The sequence below is a fragment of the Pseudomonas sp. N2-3-1-14 genome, assembly GCF_041228395.1.
Classification (GTDB): Bacteria; Pseudomonadota; Gammaproteobacteria; order Pseudomonadales; family Pseudomonadaceae; genus Aquipseudomonas.
Genome location: NZ_CP166199.1, coordinates 4,687,001 through 4,705,181, shown reverse-complemented (window position 1 = coordinate 4,705,181; position 18,181 = coordinate 4,687,001). Strand labels below are relative to the sequence as shown.

The window sequence follows — 18,181 nt, the reverse complement described above, 5'->3', positions numbered from 1 at the left end:
TCTCGCGTTGCTGATAGGGGTGGGTCAGGAGGCTCAATTTTTCTTGGCCAGGAGTTTTTCGACAGGCAGCTTGGTGATCGCGAAACCAGCCAGCAGGATGGCGGAGTACAGCATCAGGTCGCGGGAAATTTCCACGCCTTCGTACCAGGCGCCGATGATCACCGCGAATACCGGGAAGATGATGAACACGAACGACAGAATGATCGGACTCAAGCGCTTGAGCAGCATGAAATACACGATAAACCCGCCCACCGACGCCACCAGCCCCAGGTAGAACAGCGCGCTCCAGGAACGCAGCGTGATGGTTTCGAAGGTGGGTGTTTCAAACCACAGGCCGGCCACAAACAGCATCAACCCGGCAATGCCGATGGGCAGCGTGTTGTAGGTGATGACGCTGATGGCGCTGCCTTTTTGCTTGGTAATGACGTAGCACAAGGCATGCATGATCGCGGCGGTCAGAATTGCCAGCACTCCGAAGAACTCGGCATGGTCCAGGTGCAGGCCCTGGCTCTTGATGATCATGTAGAGGCTGCCGAAACCGATGCCGATGCCGACCACCTGGGAAAAATAGATGCGTTCGCGCAGAAACAGCGCGGAGAAAATCAGGATAAACACCGGCATGCAGCTGAACAGCAGCGCGGTGAGGCCGGAAGAGACATGCATCTCGCCGTAGTTGAGCAGGTAATAGGGAACGCTGAAGTAGGACAGTGTCACGAATACGAAGAACCAGCGGCTTTCGCGCGGGAACAGGATGGGCTCACGGCGCACCAGGGCGAAACACAGGAACAGCGGGAAGGCGATCAGGAAGCGCAGGCCCGCCGATGTCAGCGGTGGCACGCTCTCGACAGCGATCTTGATCCCCAGCCACGTAGTGCCCCAACTCAGGCACACGATAAGAAACATCACGCTGGTTACCAGGCCGGCCAACCACTGTTTCTGAGTTTTTGTTTTTGTTGTGTTTTCAAGAACGGCGGACATTGGCATCGTTTATTGCTTCCCTGAGCCGGAATTGAACTCTATATTGACTGTGTATTAAGTTGTTTCATTCGGTGATTGAACCCGTAAAAGCACACTATTAGGGCGAATGATGGCTGTCAAAACAAATATTGACATGGTGTCAATTATGCGTGAGGGGTTGTCCAGCGGTCAGGGCGTGAAGTACAAGCGCCTGTCCGATGTGATGGAACGGGGCATCCTTGAAGGCTTGATTGAACCCGGACGAAAACTGCCGCCCCATCGGGTGCTTTCCGACAATCTGGGTGTAACCATCGGCACTATCAGCCGAGCCTACGGCGAACTGGAACGCCTCGGGTTGGTGGTGGCGCGGGTGGGTGACGGCACTTTCGTGCGCAAGCGTGGGATGGAGCGCCAGCGTGATGAAGGTTTTCGCAACGTCAGCGAGGAGCCGCGCCATTACTTCGACATGAGCCGTAACATGCATATTCCTGGTCAGGAGACGGTGTTTCTGGCCCAGAGCTTCCAAACCTTGTCGACCAACGCCAAGTTCCTCCAGGACATCAGCGCCTACACCCCGGATGCCGGTTTGCCGCGCTACCGTGAGGCCGGGGCGCAGTGGCTGGTGCAGCGTGATTTTCACCCGATTCCCGAGCAGGTCATCTGCGTCAATGGCGGCCAGCATGGCCTGCTGTGCGCGATGATGGCATTGCTGCGGGCGGGCGATACGGTGGTCACCGAACAGCTGACCTATCCCGGGCTGATCACGGCCGCGCGCATGCTCGGCGTGCGGCTGATCGGCCTGGAGATGGACGAAGAAGGCGTGTTGCCGGGCGCGCTGGATGAAGTCTGTCGTAATCACCGGGTTTCGGCGTTGTACTGCACGCCCACCATCCAGAACCCGACCACGGCGGTGTTGTCGGTCGCGCGCCGGGAAGCGTTGGTCAAAGTGTGTCGCGAGCACAATCTGCTGATTCTTGAAGACGAAGCCCACGGCGTATTGGTAGAAGATCGGCCGCCGCCCCTCAGCCATTTCGCGCCTGAACGTACGATTTTGATCAGTAGCCTGAGCAAAGCGGTGTCCGCGGGGTTGCGGGTGGGCTACGTGCATGCGCCACCGGCGCTGGTCAGTCGTATTTCGGCGGCCTTGCGCTCGACCTGCTGGATGGCCACGCCAGTGACTCTGGAACTGGCGACCCAGTGGATCGAAAACGGCACGGCGGAATACCTGCTACGTCAGCAGATCAACGAGATCAGCCGCCGCAAAGCCCTGGTGCGCGACCTGCTGACCGGCCTGGAGTACCGCACCCACCTCAACAGCCCGCATTTTTGGATTGAAGTGCCGGAGCCCTGGCGCGCGTCGGAAATCGAGGCGGAACTTAAGCAGAATAATTACCTGATCGCCACGGCCGAAGCCTTTGCGGTAGGGCAAACGGCGGTGCCGCAGTTTATTCGGGCGAGTATCTGTAATACGTCGGGTGACGATCAGTTGTTGCGGGCTGGGTTCGATGCGCTGGCGACGGCGTTGGGGCAGGGTGGTGGCAGGTTTCACCTGTAGGCAGGTTTACCGCGTTATCGTTCATCGCAAGCCAGCCAGCTCCCACATTTGAATGCATTCCAGTGTTGGAACTCGGTCAAATGTGGGCCGCGGGCTTGCCCGCGAAGGCGTCAGTTCAGACAGTGCAGTTATTTGAACCTGCGCTCTACACCCTTCTCCACCAAAATCTTCGCCGAAATCTCTTCCACCGAAAAATGCGTGGAATTGATGTGCGCAATATTCTCGCGACGGAACAGATTTTCCACCTCGCGCACTTCGAACTCGCACTGTGCGTAGCTGGAGTAGCGGCTATTGGGCTTGCGTTCGTTACGAATCGCCGTGAGGCGGTCCGGGTCAATGGTCAGGCCGAACAGCTTGTGCTGGTGCGCGCGCAGGGCGGCCGGCAGCGTCAGGTGCTCCATGTCGTCTTCGGTCAGCGGGTAATTGGCGGCGCGGATACCGAACTGCATGGCCATGTACAGGCATGTTGGGGTTTTGCCGCAGCGGGAAACGCCCACCAGGATCAAATCGGCCTTGTCATAGTAATGAGTGCGAGCGCCGTCATCGTTGTCGAGGGCAAAGTTGACCGCCTCGATACGCTCCATATAGTTGGAGTTGTGGCCAATGGAATGGGACTTTCCTACTGAGTAGGAGGAGTGTTCACTCAACTCCTGTTCCAGTGGCGCCAGGAACGTGGAGAAGATGTCGATCATGAAACCATTGGAGGTGGCGAGGATCTCACGGATGTCTTGATTGACGATGGTGTCGAAAATGATCGGCCGAAAACCGTCTTTTTCAGCCGCCAGATTGATTTGTTGTACCATGGCTCGCGCTTTATCCACGCTGTCGATATAGGGCCGCGTGAATTTGGCGAAGGTAATGTTTTCGAACTGCGCGAGCAGGCTCTGACCCAATGTTTCGGCTGTGATGCCGGTGCCGTCGGAGATAAAGAAAGCAGATCGTTTCATTTGAGCCCTGGGCCTTAAGCTGATGGCGAATCTTGGATATGATAGGCGCGATTTTGCCGTCCCGCAGTGGGCCGCATTCTCACTTATTTTCCAGGTCCAGGCCACAAGCGCTGGCGTTTGCTCCTACTGAGCCGCTGGCGTCCTGAGCTTTTCCAACACAGAAAGTGGAGAGATCACCTTGGTAGAGTACGTAGTTTCCCTCGATAAGCTCGGCGTCCATGATGTAGAGCATGTGGGGGGCAAGAACGCATCCCTCGGCGAGATGATCAGTAATCTTGCAGGCGCTGGTGTCTCGGTGCCCGGTGGTTTCGCCACCACGGCCCAGGCTTACCGCGACTTCCTCGAGCTGAGCGGCCTCAACGCCCAGATCCACGCCGCGCTGGACGCCCTGGACGTCGATGACGTCAACGCCCTGGCCAAGACCGGTGCCCAGATCCGTCAATGGATCATGGACGCCGAGTTCCCCGAGAAGCTCAACGAAGAAATCCGCACCGCCTTCGCTACATTGTCGGCCGGCAACCCGGACATGGCCGTTGCCGTGCGCTCCTCGGCCACCGCCGAAGACTTGCCGGATGCCTCCTTTGCCGGTCAGCAGGAAACCTTCCTGAATATCCGCGGCGTCGAAAACGTCATCCGCGCCGCCAAGGAAGTGTTCGCCTCGCTGTTCAACGACCGCGCCATTTCCTACCGCGTACACCAAGGTTTCGACCACAAGCTGGTGGCTTTGTCTGCCGGCGTGCAGCGCATGGTGCGTTCGGAAACTGGCACTGCCGGCGTGATGTTTACCCTGGACACCGAATCCGGTTTCCGTGACGTGGTGTTCATCACCGGCGCCTACGGCCTGGGCGAAACCGTCGTGCAGGGCGCGGTCAACCCGGACGAATTCTACGTACACAAACACACGCTTGAGGCCGGTCGCCCGGCGATCCTGCGCCGCAACCTGGGCAGCAAGGCCATCAAGATGATCTACGGCGACGAGGCCAAGGCCGGTCGCTCGGTAAAAACCGTTGAAGTCGACAAGGCCGAGCGCGCGCGTTTCTGCCTGACCGACGCTGAGGTCAGCGAGTTGGCCAAGCAAGCGATGATCATCGAAAAGCACTACAAGTGCCCGATGGACATCGAGTGGGCCAAGGACGGTGATGACGGCAAGCTGTACATCGTGCAGGCGCGTCCTGAAACCGTGAAAAGCCGCACTTCCGCCAACGTCATGGAACGCTACCTGCTGAAAGAAACCGGCACCGTGCTGGTGGAAGGCCGTGCCATCGGCCAGCGCATCGGCGCCGGCAAGGTGCGGATCATCAAGGACGTGTCCGAGATGGACAAAGTCCAGCCGGGCGACGTGCTGGTGTCCGACATGACTGACCCGGACTGGGAACCGGTGATGAAACGCGCCAGCGCCATCGTCACCAACCGGGGCGGGCGTACCTGCCACGCGGCGATCATTGCGCGTGAGCTGGGCATTCCTGCGGTGGTGGGCTGCGGCAACGCGACCCAACTGTTGAAAGACGGCCAGGGCGTGACCGTATCCTGCGCTGAAGGCGACACCGGTTTCATCTTTGAAGGTGAGCTGGGCTTCGACATCAAGCAAAACTCCATCGATGCCATGCCGGATCTGCCGTTCAAGATCATGATGAACGTCGGCAACCCGGACCGCGCCTTTGATTTCGCGCAGTTGCCGAACGCCGGTGTGGGCCTGGCCCGCCTGGAATTCATCATCAACCGCATGATCGGTGTGCACCCCAAGGCCCTGCTGAACTATGACGGGCTGCCGCTGGACATCAAGGAAAGCGTCGACAAGCGCATCGCTGGCTACAACGACCCGGTGGGCTTCTACGTCGAGAAACTGGTCGAAGGCATCAGCACCCTGGCGGCGGCGTTCTACCCGAAAAAGGTCATCGTGCGGCTGTCGGACTTCAAGTCCAACGAATACGCCAACCTGATCGGCGGCAAGCTCTACGAGCCGGAAGAAGAAAACCCGATGCTGGGCTTCCGTGGCGCCTCGCGTTACATCAGCGAGGCCTTCCGCGACTGCTTCGAGCTTGAGTGCCGTGCTCTCAAGCGCGTGCGCAATGAGATGGGCCTGACCAACGTCGAGATCATGGTGCCGTTCGTGCGTACCTTGGGCGAGGCGAGCCAAGTGGTCGACCTGCTCGCAGAAAACGGCCTGAGCCGTGGTGAAAACGGCCTGCGCGTCATCATGATGTGCGAGCTGCCGTCCAACGCCATTTTGGCCGAAGAGTTCCTGGAGTTCTTCGACGGTTTCTCCATTGGTTCCAACGACCTGACTCAGCTGACCCTGGGCCTGGACCGTGACTCGGGGATCATTGCCCACCTGTTCGATGAGCGTAACCCTGCGGTCAAAAAGCTGCTGGCCAACGCCATCCAGGCCTGTAACAAGGCCGGCAAGTACATCGGCATCTGCGGCCAGGGCCCTTCCGACCACCCGGACCTGGCCAAATGGCTGATGGAACAGGGCATCGAAAGCGTCTCGCTGAACCCCGATTCCGTGCTGGAAACCTGGTTCTTCCTCGCGGAAGGCCAAGCGTCCGCCTAAGGTCGTGACTTAAAAAGTGCCGGTCATTCCTCAAGGGTGACCGGCATTCTTATCTGTGCAGGGCGGAACTCCTTCCGGACGCCGCCCTTTTTTGTGCAAGAGCATTATGCAAAGCAGCAGCAACCTGTTTCCCGTCGCCCTGATCAGTGCTGAACGTCGCGGCGACCTGAGTGAAGATGTGTATCGCCTCAAACCCGGCAATAGCCCCGACGGCACCGTCGAGCTGGCTGTGACGCGTTTGGGCCTGGCCGATGTCCCGGAAAACCGGGGCACGCCGGTCATTTTGTTGCACGGTAGTTTTTCCAACCGACGTTTCTGGTACTCGCCCAAAGGCATCGGTTTGGGCGCTTATCTGGCGCGCCAGGGCTTTGATGTGTGGATCGCGGAAATGCGCGGGCATGGCTTGTCCAAGCGCAACCATGACTACGCGAAGAATCGCGTTGCCGACTACGCGCGTTACGATTTGCCGGCCATTGGCGCGTTTGTGCGTGAGCAAAGTGCGCAAATCCCGCACTGGATCGGGCATTCCCTGGGCGGCATCGCACTGGCTGCGGCCCTCGGCGGGCAGCACCTGGGGGCGCCAGTGGTGGCCTCGGTGGCGTTGTTTGGTTGCCAGGTGAGCCGTACCCACTGGCCGTTGAAAATTCCACCGGTGGAGTGGACCGCTCGTTTGCTCCTGAAACGCTTTGGCGAGGTGTCCGGCGCGCGGCTCAAGCGTGGTCCGGAGGATGAACCTGCGGGCGTGATGATCGAAGCCATGCGCTGGAACGGCCTGTTCGGTCGCTTTGGCGATGGGAAACAGGATTGGTGGAAGGGCCTCGCCGAAGTCGATGTGCCGTTGTTGGCGGTGAGTGCCGCCGGTGACCAGCAGGACCCGGATTGGGCGTGCCGCAAGTTGTTCGAGCAAGTCGGCTCCGAGCATCGCCAATACCTGTGTCTGGGGCGCCAGCAGGGCTTCAGCGGGGATTTCGGGCATGTCGAGATGCTGGTCAGCAAAGCTGCTCAAGCCGAGGTATGGCCAATGGTGGCGCGGTGGTTGAACGATCCACTGACACCCTTGGCCGGGGCGTACCCGCAGGTACTGGCAGCTGTTTGATCAAGCGCTCTGCCAAGGGCGTTTCACTCGTGTGTGGTTGCGGCTAAGATATGACGCGTTAAACGCTTCTGGTCATATTCAGTCGCGCAGTCGCTATTGTGTTGCGACGAAGCGAGTCCGATCATGGCCGCCGCCAACCGGTGAACCGTTAAAGATTGCCTGTTGCGACACGTTTTTCTGATGTACACCGTGGGATGTTCGACCTCTTCTTTGATGACAGGAGTTTCTCGATGAACCATTACGTGACGCCCGATCTGTGCGACGCCTACCCGGAGCTGGTGCAGGTGGTTGAGCCGATGTTCAGTAATTTCGGTGGCCGGGATTCCTTTGGCGGCGAGATCGTCACCATCAAATGCTTCGAGGACAACTCCCTGGTCAAGGAACAGGCCGATCAGCCGGGCGCCGGCAAGGTGCTGGTGGTCGACGGTGGTGGCTCCCTGCGTCGCGCGTTGCTCGGCGATATGATTGCCGAGAAAGCCGCAAAAAACGGCTGGGAAGGGCTGGTGATCTACGGCTGCATCCGTGATGTCGATGTCATTGCCCAAACCGATTTGGGCGTACAGGCGCTGGCCACTCACCCGATGAAGACCGACAAGCGCGGCATTGGCGACCTGAACGTGGTGGTGACCTTCGCCGGCGTGACGTTCCGCCCCGGTGAATACATTTATGCGGACAATAACGGCGTGATCGTCTCGCCCAGCCCGCTGAAAATGCCTGAATAAACTGCTGTTGCCGATAGGGGTGAGGATGTTCGAGGAAGAAAACGCGCAATGGGGGCTGGTGCATGCCCTGGTGCTGGACGGTAAAGGCGGTGCGCGTTCGATTGCCCGGACTGAGCTCGACGACTTGCAACTTCAGCCTCAGGAAAGCCTGTGGCTGCATTGGGATCGCAGCCATCCGCAGACCCAGACCTGGCTGCGTAAATCCAGTGGCTTGAGCGAGTTTGCCTGCGATTTGCTGCTTGAGGAAAACACCCGTCCGCGCCTGTTGCCGCTGCCCGAAGCCCAATTGCTGCTGTTTCTGCGCGGGGTCAACCTGAACCCGGGCGCCGAGCCGGAAGACATGGTGTCGGTGCGGATCTTCGCAGCGGCCGATCGCGTGATTTCCTTGCGCCTGCGTCCGCTGCGCGCAACCGATGAGTTGCTGGTGCAACTGGCGGAGGGCAAAGGGCCGAAAACCGCTTCGGAACTCATCCTTTATATGGCGCAGTACCTGACCAACAAAGTGCAGGATCTGGTTACCGATCTGTCTGAAGTCGTCGATATCGAAGAAGAAAAATTGGATGCCGACGAACGGTATACTCCGGAACATGGCAGCGTCCTGCAGATCCGTCGGCGCGCGGCGGGGCTCAAACGTTTCCTCGCCCCTCAGCGAGATATTTTTGCCCAGCTGACGCGAACCAAATTGCCGTGGTTTTGTGATGACGATGCTGACTACTGGAACGAATTACACAACAGCCTGACGCGTTACCTGGAAGAGCTCGAATTGGCTCGAGAGCGCGTGGGGCTTGTGCTTGAGACCGAAGACCGGCGATTGAGCCTGCGGATGAATCGCACCATGTACCGCTTCGGTATCATCACCGGGATTTTTTTGCCGATGAGTTTTCTCACCGGTTTGCTGGGTATAAATGTGGGCGGGATTCCGTTCTCCGCCAGCCCCTACGGATTCATGATTGCGTGCCTGATGATGGTGGTCGTCGCCTTGGGACAATGGTGGCTATTTCGACGATTGCGCTGGGTTTGACCTGAATATGACCTGAACGTAGTAGGGGGTACATGTGACCCCAGGAATTTAACCCTCGTCTTTTAAATCACTTGCGAGAGGTCTTTATGCACGATCCGTTCGAACAGTCATTGCGTGACATGCTTAATGCTTCGCCGTCCAACCGTGACGACGACGCCTGCCTGGGTCGCGTGTTGAAAACCGCCAACCGTCAGGTAGGTGCGGGAGATCTGTTCGGGCTGCTCGGTCGTTGGCTGCCGGCGCTGATGATGGCTCTGAACAATGGTTCGGCCCATGTGTCGCCGGTTTCCCGTCGTAAACCTCTTGCTCGCACTGCTGATAAGGCTGATTGAATATGGAACTTGATCTCTGGACCCAGAGCCTGGTCACTGCGATGACTGCATTGTGGACCAAGGTGGCGAATTTCATTCCCAACCTGTTTGGTGCTCTGGTTTTGGTCTTGCTGGGCTTTGTCGTGGCCAAGCTGCTCGACACCCTGCTGTCCAAATTGCTCGCCAAACTGGGCCTGGACCGCTTGATGGCAGGCACGGGCCTGACCAAGCTGTTGGGTCGTGCCGGGCTGCAAGTGCCGATCTCGACCCTCATCGGGAAGATCGTTTACTGGTTCGTTTTACTTATTTTTCTGGTTTCTGCAGCTCAATCCCTTGGACTTGAGCGAGTTTCAGCTACGCTCGACATGCTGGCGCTGTATTTGCCGAAGGTTTTCGGCGGCGCGCTGGTGCTGCTCGTAGGCGTTTTACTGGCGCAACTGGCCAACGGGCTGGTGCGCGGAGCCGCTGAAGGTGTGGGGCTGGACTATGCTGCGGGCCTGGGGCGGATCGCTCAGGGGCTGGTGATCATCATCAGTATTTCCGTCGCGATCAGCCAGCTCGAGGTCAAAACTGACCTGCTCAACCATGTGATTGTGATTGTTTTGATTACCGTTGGTCTGGCCGTTGCGCTGGCCATGGGGTTGGGAAGCCGGGAAATTGCCGGTCAGATTCTTGCGGGAATCTATGTGCGTGAGCTGTATCAGGTTGGGCAACAGGTGCGTGTGGGCGAGGTCGAAGGGCAAATCGAGGAGATCGGCACAGTCAAGACGACCGTGCTGACCGATGACGGTGAGCTGGTATCGCTGTCCAATCGGATTCTCCTGGAGCAGCAGGTCAGTAGCCGCTAATCCGGCAAACCCTGCTAATGTACGCCGCCGCAAACCCGGGTGACCGGGCTGTAGCGGACATTGACCTGACTGTCGGCACGACTTGTTTTGAATAAAGCCCAAACGCTGTCTACGCGCTATGACCCCCGTGAGCTCTCTGATGAGGAGTTGGTCGCGCGCTCGCACACGGAGCTGTTTCACGTAACACGCGCGTACGAAGAATTGATGCGCAGATATCAACGCACTCTGTTCAACGTTTGTTCAAGGTATTTAGGGAACGATAGAGATGCGGACGATGTCTGTCAGGAAGTGATGCTCAAGGTGCTGTATGGCCTGAAGAACTTCGAGGGCAAATCGAAGTTCAAGACATGGCTCTACAGCATCACGTATAACGAGTGCATCACGCAGTATCGTAAGGAGCGGCGAAAGCGTCGGTTGATGGACGCTTTGAGTCTCGACCCCCTTGAGGAAGCGTCTGAAGAAAAGGCGCCGGCACCCGAGGAAAAGGGCGGACTCGATCGCTGGTTGGTGCATGTGAACCCAATTGACCGCGAAATTTTGGTGCTACGATTTGTCGCAGAGCTGGAGTTTCAGGAAATTGCTGACATCATGCACATGGGTTTGAGTGCTACAAAAATGCGTTACAAGCGTGCTCTTGATAAATTACGTGAGAAATTTGCGGGCGAGACTGAAACTTAGTGCGTGGCAAATATCTCTTACGTGTAGGCAAGTTCTGTTAGACTTGTCGCCGAGTTGTCCCCCGGTTTGTGGGACTGCTTTACAATCACCAGATGGGGATTTAACGGATGAAACTGAAAAACACCTTGGGCTTTGCCATTGGTTCTCTTATTGCTGCCACTTCTTTCGGCGCTCTGGCACAAGGCCAAGGCGCAGTTGAAGGCCAGCTGTTCTACAAGAAGCAGTACAACGATAGCGTTAAGCACATCGAAGACGGCTTCAACCCTGGCGCAAGCATCGGTTACTTCTTGACCGACGACGTGTCGATCAACCTGAACTACGACACTACCAACCACACCCGTTCGAACGACGGTACTGGTAGCCAGAAGATCAAAGGTGACACTGGCAGCGTGACTGCTCAGTACCACTTCGGTCAGGCCGGTGTTGACTCCCTGCGTCCATACGTTGAAGGTGGTTTCGGTCACCAGAGCCGTACCAACGTTGAAGCTGACGGCCACAAAGGTCGCGACCAGTCCACTCTGGCTATCGCTGGCGCTGGCGTGAAGTACTACTTCACCAACAACCTGTTCGCACGTGCCGGTGTTGAGTCTGACTACAACCTGGACAACGGCAAGTGGGATTACTCCGCACTGGTCGGCCTGGGTGTGAACTTCGGCGGCAACGCCGGCGCAGTAGCTCCAGCTCCTACTCCAGCACCAGCTCCAGAGCCAACTCCAGAGCCAGAAGCTCCAGTTGCTCAGGTTGTTCGTGTTGAGCTGGACGTGAAGTTCGACTTCGACAAGTCGGTTGTTAAGCCTAACAGCTACGGCGACGTGAAAAACCTCGCTGACTTCATGAAACAGTACCCACAAACCACCACCGTTGTTGAAGGTCACACTGACTCCGTCGGTCCTGACGCTTACAACCAGAAGCTGTCCCAGCGTCGTGCTGACGCGGTCAAGCAAGTTCTGGTCAAAGACGGTATTGCTCCTAACCGTGTAAGCTCGGTTGGTTATGGCAAATCCCGCCCAGTTGCTGACAACGCAACTGAAGCTGGCCGTGCTATCAACCGTCGCGTAGAAGCCTCGGTAGAAGCTCAAGCTGCTCAGTAATTACTGAGTGGTAAAAAAAAGCCCGGCTTAGGCCGGGCTTTTTTTCGCCTGGCATTTGCCTCAGGCGCTGGCGGATACGGCCACGCATGCCGCCTGTGCAGCCGCAGCGACACTGCCGATCACCAGAATTGCCGGGCTCTTCAAGGCGAACGCCTGCGCATCCTTGTGCATCTGCCCCAACGTGCTACGGCATTCTCGCTGTTGAGGCAGCGATGCGTTTTCGATCATCGCCACCGGCATATCCTCTGCCATGGCGCTCTCCAGCAGCTGCTGACGGATCTCCTCCAGCTTCGCCACGCCCATATACACCACCAACGTCGTCCCGCTTTCGGCCAGTGCACGCCAGTTCAGGCTGCTGTTGTCCTGGGTATGTGCCGTAACGAGCGTTACACCGCGACTGACCCCGCGCAATGTCAGCGGGATATCGCAGTTTGTTGCACCGGCCAGGCCCGCCGTGATCCCGTTGACCAACTCCACGTCCACACCACGTTCGCGCAGCCACATCGCTTCTTCGCCGCCACGCCCGAAAATGCACGGGTCACCACCCTTTAATCGCACCACGCATTTGCCTTGCCGGGCATAACGCAGCATCAGGCGATGGATAAAATCCTGTGGCGTCGAACGGCAGCCACCGCGTTTGCCTACGCTGATAATCCGCGCCTCAAGGCAGTGCTCCAGCACAGCCGGGTTGACCAGGTCATCAATCAATACCACGTCGGCCTCATGGAGGGCCCGCACCGCCTTCAGGGTCAGCAGTTCAGGATCACCGGGCCCCGCACCCACCAGCCAGATTTTTGCGCTCATGTTTTTCCCTCACACACTGATTGCGATTGGCTTCGGGTTGCTGGCCAAAAGACGTTTGATTTCCGGTACGCACGAGCCGCATTGCGTGCCGCAGCCCAGCGCCTGTTTGAGCCCGTTAAGGTCCAGGCCGCGAGTGATGCCTGCGCACACGGCGTTTTCGCTGACGTTCTTGCAGTTGCACACAATCTTGCCGCTGGCTGCCGCACTGCCCGGCGGCGCACTGAGCGGTGCCAGCAGCCAGCGGCGCAGTTGATCGTCAGTGCGGCCTTCCAGCCAGAGGCTTTGCAACCAATGCCGAGCCAGGGTTTCACCGGCCAGGCGCAACGCGGTAATCCGGCCTTTTTCGATTTTTACGCGTTTACCGATCGAGCGACGCGGGTCGTCGTACGCCATCACTGGGCCGTCGTTGAGCCCCAGCAGTGCGTCGATACGGGTCAGCAGTTGCAGGTCGGGCGCCTCGGTATGTGCCGCGCGTACCACCAGTGCCGGCCGTTCGCGCCCGGCCAGGCTCAGGCTCACGTAGGCAAAGCCCTCGCACAGGGGGCGCAGTGCCTCGACGTGTTGCTGCACATCGCCTTCGATCAACGCAAACAGCTGCCACGGCAGTTGCACAGCCTCCAGGCGCACACCGCTGTGTTTGAGTTCCGGCTGTTTCGACAAAGGGTCGAAGGCTGGCTGGGTCAGCGTATTCACGCCACCCTTGAGAAAACGGTCACCCCAATGCATCGGCAGGAACGCTTGGCCGGGGCGCACGCTGTCATCACTGTTGAGGGCAATAATCACGCTGCCACGACGGCTTTTGAGGTTGACCAGGTCTCCGTCCTTGAAGCGATGGCGGCGCAACTCATCCGGGTGCACGCTCAGCAGTGCTTCGTTCACATGACCAAACAACTGGGCTGCAGTGCCTGTGCGACTCATGCCGTGCCATTGATCACGCAGGCGGCCGGTGATCAGCGTCAGCGGGAAGCGTGCGTCGCGCTGCTCTTTGGCGGCGCGGTAGGGGTCGGCAACAAAGTGCGCGCGGCCGCTCTCGGTCGGGAATACGCCGTCGGCGTACAGGCGCGCAGTTCCAGATTGCGCGCCCGCGGGAAACGGCCATTGCTGCGGACCCATCTGATCGAGCAGGGCATGGCTGATGCCCGACAGGTCAAGGTCACGGTTGCGGGTCAGCAGTTTGTACTCATCAAAGAGCTGCGAGGGTTGTTCAAAGGCGAAAAGCCCCGGTTTTCCGGGACGAAGGCGTCGCTCCAGGCGCTGGGCAAAATCCACAGTGATTGCCCAATCCGGGCGCGCCTCCCCAGGTGGGGCGATGGCCCGTCGCACGTGGGAAATGCGCCGTTCAGAGTTGGTTACCGTGCCTTCTTTCTCGCCCCAACTGGCCGCCGGCAGCAGCAAGTCAGCGAAACGGGCCGTTTCTGTTGTACGAAAAGCCTCCTGTAGCACCACGAAAGGGCACGTCTCCAAGGCCATGTGCACGGTGTTCTGGTCGGGCAAGGATTGGGCAGGGTTGGTGCAGGCGATCCACAAGGCCTTGATCTTGCCGGCCTGTACCTGTTCAAACAGTTCGATGGCGGTCAGCCCGGTGCTGGCTGGCAGCTGATCAACACCCCAATACGCGGCCACTTCGGCCCGATGTTCCGGGTTGGCCGCCTCGCGATGGCCGGGCAGCAAATTCGACAAACTGCCGGTCTCGCGTCCACCCATCGCATTCGGCTGGCCAGTCAGGGAAAACGGCCCACAGCCCGCTCGGCCAATCGTGCCGGTGGCCAAGTGCAAGTTGATCAGCGCGCTGTTTTTGGCGCTGCCGGCGGTGGATTGGTTGAGCCCCATGCACCACAGCGACAGAAAACTGCTGGAGGTACCGACCCATTCGGCGCACAGGCGCAGTTGCTCGACGCTGATCCCGCACAGCTGCGTGACCATTTGCGGCGTGTAGTCATGCACCAGCCGTTTCAGCTCGGCCAGTCCATCGGTATGCGCCTGGATAAAGTCTCGGTCGATCCAGTCTTCCCACAGCAACAGATGCAAAATCCCATGGAACAACGCCACATCCGTCCCAGGCAGGATGGCCAGGTGCAGGTCAGCCAAATCGCAGGTGTCCGTGCGGCGTGGGTCGATCACCAACACTTTCATTTGCGGGCGCCGCGCTTTGGCTTCCTCAAGGCGTCGGAACAATACCGGGTGGGCGTAGGCCATGTTGCTGCCGACGATCATTACGCAGTCGCTGCACTCCAGGTCTTCATAACTGCACGGCGGCGCATCGGCGCCCAGGCTGCGCCTGTAGCCCACCACTGCCGAGGACATGCACAGCCGCGAGTTGCTGTCGATGTTGTTGGTGCCGACCAGCGCGCGAGCCAGCTTGTTGAAGCCGTAGTAGTCCTCGGTCAGCAATTGCCCGGAAATGTAGAACGCCACGCTGTCCGGCCCGTGTTCGCTGATGGTCTCGGCGAACACGTTGGCCGCGTGCTCCAGTGCGGTTTCCCAGTCGGTGCGTGCCCGCGCCAGGCCTTTGCCCAGACGCAGCTCCGGGTACAAGGCGCGGGCCGCCAGGTCGCCGGTCAGGTGCAGACTGGAGCCTTTGCTGCACAACTTGCCGAAGTTCGCCGGGTGGTTCGGGTCGCCTTGCACACCGAGGATCTGCGCGCCATCGTGCTCGATCAGCACGCCGCAACCCACCCCGCAGTAACAGCAGGTGGACGCGGTGACCTGGCGGTTCATCAACCCGCGTCCCGCAGGGCCAGCATGACCCGGCCATTTTCCACGCGGGCGTGGTGATGGTGTGCGCAGCCGATGTCCGGTGCCTGGGCTTCGCCGGATGCCAGATCAATCTGCCAGTTGTGCAGCGGGCAGGCTACGCGCTTGCCGTAGATCAGGCCTTGGGACAACGGACCGCCCTTGTGCGGGCAGCGGTCATCGAGGGCGAACACTTCGTCATCACTGGTACGAAAAATCGCGATATCACCTTTGGGCCCATTGATGATGCGCGAGCCCAGGGCGTTGATTTCATCGAGTGCACAGATATCCAGCCAGTTCATACCGGCACCTCCAGCTGTTTGACGGGGATGACCTCGAATTCCTTTTTCAGCAGCGGCTGCTCCAGGCGTTCTTTCCAGGGGTCTTGTTCGAACGACAGCGAAAACTGCAGACGCTCGTTGAGAGCTTGGCGGCGAGCCGGGTCTTCCAGTACGGCCTTCTTGATGTGCTCCATGCCCACGCGTTGCAGGTAGTGCACGGTGCGCTCGAGGTAGAAGGCTTCTTCGCGGTAAAGCTGTAGGAAAGCGCCGTTGTATTCACGGACTTCGTCGGCGGTTTTCAGCTTGACGAAGAACTCCGCGACTTCGGTTTTGATCCCGCCGTTGCCGCCGATGTACATCTCCCAGCCGGAATCCACGCCGATGATGCCCACGTCCTTGATGCCGGCTTCCGAGCAATTGCGTGGGCAACCGGACACCGCCAGCTTGACCTTGTGCGGCGACCACATGTTGAACAGGTCATGCTCCAGCTCTATGCCCAACTGCGTCGAGTTCTGCGTGCCAAAACGGCAGAACTCACTGCCGACGCAAGTCTTCACGGTGCGGATGGATTTGCCATAGGCGTGACCGGAAGGCATGTCGAGGTCCTTCCAAACCCCTGGCAGGTCCTGTTTCTTGATACCCAGCAGGTCGATGCGCTGACCGCCGGTGACCTTGACCATCGGCACGTTGTACTTGTCGGCCACGTCGGCAATACGCCGCAGCTCTGACGGATTGGTCACACCGCCCCACATCCGCGGGACTACGGAGTAGGTGCCGTCTTTCTGAATGTTGGCGTGGGCGCGTTCGTTGATCAGGCGCGATTGCGGGTCATCCTTGGCTTCGCCTGGCCAAGTGGAGATCAGGTAATAGTTGAGCGCCGGGCGGCAGGTGGCGCAGCCGTTGGGTGTGCGCCAGTTCAGGTAGCTCATGGTGCCGGCGATGGTCAGCAAGTGCTGATCGCGGATGGCCTGGCGAATTTGCCCGTGGTTGAGGTCGCTGCAACCGCAGATCGCCTTTTCGCTCTTCGGTTTGACGTCCGCGGCACCGCCCACGGTGTTGATCAGGATCTGCTCCACCAGCCCGGCGCAGGAGCCGCAGGAGCTGGCGGCCTTGGTGTGCTTCTTGACCTCGTCAACGCTGAACAGCCCGTGCGCCTGGATCGCCTTGACGATGGTGCCCTTGCATACGCCGTTGCAGCCGCAGACTTCGGCGTTGTCGGCCATGCTCATGGCCTTGTCCTGGCCTTGATGGCCGACATCGCCTAAAGCGTTTTCGCCGAACATCAAGTGATCGCGGATCTCGCCTATCGCATGGTTCTCACGGATCTGACGGAAATACCAACCGCCGTCCGCGGTGTCGCCGTACAGGCAGGCGCCGACCAGGATGTCGTCCTTGATCACCAATTTTTTGTACACGCCGCCAATCGGGTCGCTGAGGGTGATGGTTTCGGTGCCTTCGCCGCCCATAAAGTCGCCGGCGGAGAACAGGTCGATACCGGTGACCTTCAATTTGGTTGAGGTGACCGAGCCCTTGTAGGTGGCAAAGCCCAGCTGCGCCAGTTGATTGGCGCAGACTTTGGCTTGCTCGAACAGTGGCGCAACCAGGCCATAGGCGATGCCACGATGGCTGGCGCATTCGCCGATGGCATAAATGCGTGGGTCGTAGGTTTGCAAGGTGTCGTTGACCAGAATCCCGCGGTTGCACGGGATGCCGGATTTTTCTGCGAGTTCGGTGTTGGGGCGGATGCCGGCGGCCATCACCACCAGGTCGGCGGGGATGACGTCGCCGTTCTTGAATTGCACCGAGCCGACACGACCGTTACCGGCATCGTGCAGCGCCTGGGTCTGTTCTTGTAGACGGAACACCAGGCCACGGCTTTCCAGTTCGGTTTGCAGCAGTTGGCCGCTGGTCTTGTCCAGCTGCCGCTCCAACAGCCATTCGCCGATATGCACCACGGTCACGTGCATGCCGCGCAGCATCAGGCCGTTGGCGGCCTCCAGGCCGAGCAAGCCACCGCCGATCACCACAGCGTGCTTGTGGGTTTTGGCGGTGTCGATCATGGCCTGAGTGTCGGCGATGTCGCGGTAGCCGATCACGCCTTGCAAGGTATTGCCTGGGATCGGCAGGATAAATGGCGTCGAGCCGGTGGCGATCAGCAGGCGATCGTACTCGGCTGCGGTGCCGTCTTCGGCGATGACCAGGCGTTTGACACGGTCGATCTGCACCACTTTGCGGTTGAGCAACAGCTTGATGTGGTTATCCAGGTACCAGTCGAGATCGTTGAGCACGATCTCTTCGAACGTTTGCTCGCCGGCCAGCACCGGCGACAGCAGAATGCGGTTGTAGTTGGTGTGGGGCTCGGCGCCGAACACGGTGATGTCGTACAGGTCGCTGCTCAGCTTGAGCAATTCTTCAAGGGTGCGAACCCCGGCCATGCCGTTGCCGATCATCACCAGTTTGAGTTTTTTCATGTCGTTCTCCGCAATGGCTCGACCAATTACGCGCAAACAAAAAAAGGCGTCCCCGCTAGTGATCTAGCGAGGACGCCTTTGTCCTGGTCCCGTTCTCTCGGGAAGCTCGCCC

The 18,181-nt window shown here is 59.1% G+C and carries 15 protein-coding genes; 9 read left to right on the top strand and 6 right to left on the bottom strand.

The window, feature by feature from the left end; genetic code table 11:
• Window positions 1-33: 33 nt before the first annotated feature.
• Window positions 34-927 (bottom strand): DMT family transporter, encoded by an 894-nt coding sequence (locus tag AB5I78_RS21660; protein ID WP_164487959.1) that lies wholly within the window; start codon window positions 925-927, stop codon window positions 34-36.
• Between the two features lie 160 nt (window positions 928-1,087).
• Between AB5I78_RS21660 and AB5I78_RS21655 the strand changes: the two genes are divergently transcribed.
• Window positions 1,088-2,512 (top strand): PLP-dependent aminotransferase family protein, encoded by a 1,425-nt coding sequence (locus AB5I78_RS21655; protein WP_106576709.1) that lies wholly within the window; start codon window positions 1,088-1,090, stop codon window positions 2,510-2,512.
• Window positions 2,513-2,640: 128 nt separating this feature from the next.
• Here the strand turns inward: AB5I78_RS21655 and AB5I78_RS21650 are convergent, their stop codons facing one another.
• On the bottom strand, window positions 2,641-3,459 hold the full coding sequence (locus AB5I78_RS21650; RefSeq protein WP_058412273.1) for a pyruvate, water dikinase regulatory protein: 819 nt from the start codon (window positions 3,457-3,459) through the stop codon (window positions 2,641-2,643).
• Window positions 3,460-3,637: 178 nt separating this feature from the next.
• Here AB5I78_RS21650 and ppsA point away from each other — a divergent pair, with 178 nt between their 5' ends.
• The 8 genes from ppsA (at window position 3,638) to AB5I78_RS21610 (ending at window position 11,780) form a co-directional block, all read left to right on the top strand.
• Complete coding sequence (ppsA, locus tag AB5I78_RS21645; RefSeq protein ID WP_106576300.1) at window positions 3,638-6,013, top strand: phosphoenolpyruvate synthase; 2,376 nt, start codon at window positions 3,638-3,640, stop codon at window positions 6,011-6,013.
• 106 nt (window positions 6,014-6,119) lie between these two features.
• Complete coding sequence (locus AB5I78_RS21640; protein ID WP_369301369.1) at window positions 6,120-7,109, top strand: alpha/beta fold hydrolase; 990 nt, start codon at window positions 6,120-6,122, stop codon at window positions 7,107-7,109.
• A gap of 230 nt (window positions 7,110-7,339) precedes the next feature.
• The gene (gene rraA / locus AB5I78_RS21635) at window positions 7,340-7,831 is read left to right on the top strand and encodes a ribonuclease E activity regulator RraA (protein WP_145159137.1); all 492 of its coding nucleotides are present in this window, start codon (window positions 7,340-7,342) and stop codon (window positions 7,829-7,831) included.
• 25 nt (window positions 7,832-7,856) lie between these two features.
• Window positions 7,857-8,852 carry a zinc transporter ZntB gene (locus AB5I78_RS21630; RefSeq protein ID WP_145159135.1) on the top strand — a complete coding sequence of 332 codons (996 nt, stop codon included), beginning with the start codon at window positions 7,857-7,859 and terminating at the stop codon, window positions 8,850-8,852.
• An 86-nt stretch (window positions 8,853-8,938) separates the two neighbouring features.
• Window positions 8,939-9,184, top strand: coding sequence for a hypothetical protein (locus AB5I78_RS21625; RefSeq protein WP_005790375.1), 246 nt, complete (start codon window positions 8,939-8,941; stop codon window positions 9,182-9,184).
• Window positions 9,185-9,186: 2 nt separating this feature from the next.
• The gene (locus tag AB5I78_RS21620; RefSeq protein ID WP_003193288.1) at window positions 9,187-10,011 is read left to right on the top strand and encodes a mechanosensitive ion channel domain-containing protein; all 825 of its coding nucleotides are present in this window, start codon (window positions 9,187-9,189) and stop codon (window positions 10,009-10,011) included.
• Window positions 10,012-10,098: 87 nt separating this feature from the next.
• Window positions 10,099-10,689: an RNA polymerase sigma factor SigX gene (gene sigX / locus AB5I78_RS21615; protein WP_003193286.1), complete on the top strand. Its 591-nt coding sequence runs from the start codon at window positions 10,099-10,101 to the stop codon at window positions 10,687-10,689.
• A gap of 107 nt (window positions 10,690-10,796) precedes the next feature.
• A complete protein-coding gene (locus AB5I78_RS21610) occupies window positions 10,797-11,780 on the top strand; it encodes an OmpA family protein (RefSeq protein ID WP_262208399.1) in 984 nt (327 codons plus the stop codon).
• 60 nt (window positions 11,781-11,840) lie between these two features.
• Here the strand turns inward: AB5I78_RS21610 and cobA are convergent, their stop codons facing one another.
• Genes cobA through nirB form a run of 4 tightly spaced genes read right to left on the bottom strand, consistent with a single transcriptional unit; the run spans window position 11,841 to window position 18,069 of the window.
• On the bottom strand, window positions 11,841-12,584 hold the full coding sequence (cobA, locus tag AB5I78_RS21605) for a uroporphyrinogen-III C-methyltransferase (RefSeq protein ID WP_369301367.1): 744 nt from the start codon (window positions 12,582-12,584) through the stop codon (window positions 11,841-11,843).
• Between the two features lie 9 nt (window positions 12,585-12,593).
• A complete protein-coding gene (locus AB5I78_RS21600; RefSeq protein ID WP_369301365.1) occupies window positions 12,594-15,302 on the bottom strand; it encodes a molybdopterin-dependent oxidoreductase in 2,709 nt (902 codons plus the stop codon).
• Entirely contained in the window at window positions 15,302-15,619 is a 318-nt protein-coding gene (gene nirD / locus AB5I78_RS21595) for a nitrite reductase small subunit NirD (protein WP_145159126.1), read from the bottom strand. Before nirD ends, AB5I78_RS21600 begins: the two co-directional genes overlap by 1 nt.
• Entirely contained in the window at window positions 15,616-18,069 is a 2,454-nt protein-coding gene (gene nirB / locus AB5I78_RS21590; RefSeq protein WP_369301364.1) for a nitrite reductase large subunit NirB, read from the bottom strand. Before nirB ends, nirD begins: the two co-directional genes overlap by 4 nt.
• Between the last annotated feature and the right edge of the window lie 112 nt (window positions 18,070-18,181).

Bases quoted from the DNA above. Each gene is read 5' to 3' on its own strand.
- rraA (WP_145159137.1), top strand. From the start codon at position 7,340: ATGAACCATTACGTGACGCCCGATCTGTGCGACGCCTACCCGGAGCTG.
- AB5I78_RS21625 (WP_005790375.1), top strand. From the start codon at position 8,939: ATGCACGATCCGTTCGAACAGTCATTGCGTGACATGCTTAATGCTTCG.
- AB5I78_RS21630 (WP_145159135.1), top strand. From the start codon at position 7,857: ATGTTCGAGGAAGAAAACGCGCAATGGGGGCTGGTGCATGCCCTGGTG.
- nirB (WP_369301364.1), bottom strand. From the start codon at position 18,069: ATGAAAAAACTCAAACTGGTGATGATCGGCAACGGCATGGCCGGGGTT.
- cobA (WP_369301367.1), bottom strand. From the start codon at position 12,584: ATGAGCGCAAAAATCTGGCTGGTGGGTGCGGGGCCCGGTGATCCTGAA.
- AB5I78_RS21610 (WP_262208399.1), top strand. From the start codon at position 10,797: ATGAAACTGAAAAACACCTTGGGCTTTGCCATTGGTTCTCTTATTGCT.
- nirD (WP_145159126.1), bottom strand. From the start codon at position 15,619: ATGAACTGGCTGGATATCTGTGCACTCGATGAAATCAACGCCCTGGGC.
- AB5I78_RS21655 (WP_106576709.1), top strand. From the start codon at position 1,088: ATGGCTGTCAAAACAAATATTGACATGGTGTCAATTATGCGTGAGGGG.
- AB5I78_RS21650 (WP_058412273.1), bottom strand. From the start codon at position 3,459: ATGAAACGATCTGCTTTCTTTATCTCCGACGGCACCGGCATCACAGCC.
- AB5I78_RS21640 (WP_369301369.1), top strand. From the start codon at position 6,120: ATGCAAAGCAGCAGCAACCTGTTTCCCGTCGCCCTGATCAGTGCTGAA.
- AB5I78_RS21620 (WP_003193288.1), top strand. From the start codon at position 9,187: ATGGAACTTGATCTCTGGACCCAGAGCCTGGTCACTGCGATGACTGCA.
- AB5I78_RS21600 (WP_369301365.1), bottom strand. From the start codon at position 15,302: ATGAACCGCCAGGTCACCGCGTCCACCTGCTGTTACTGCGGGGTGGGT.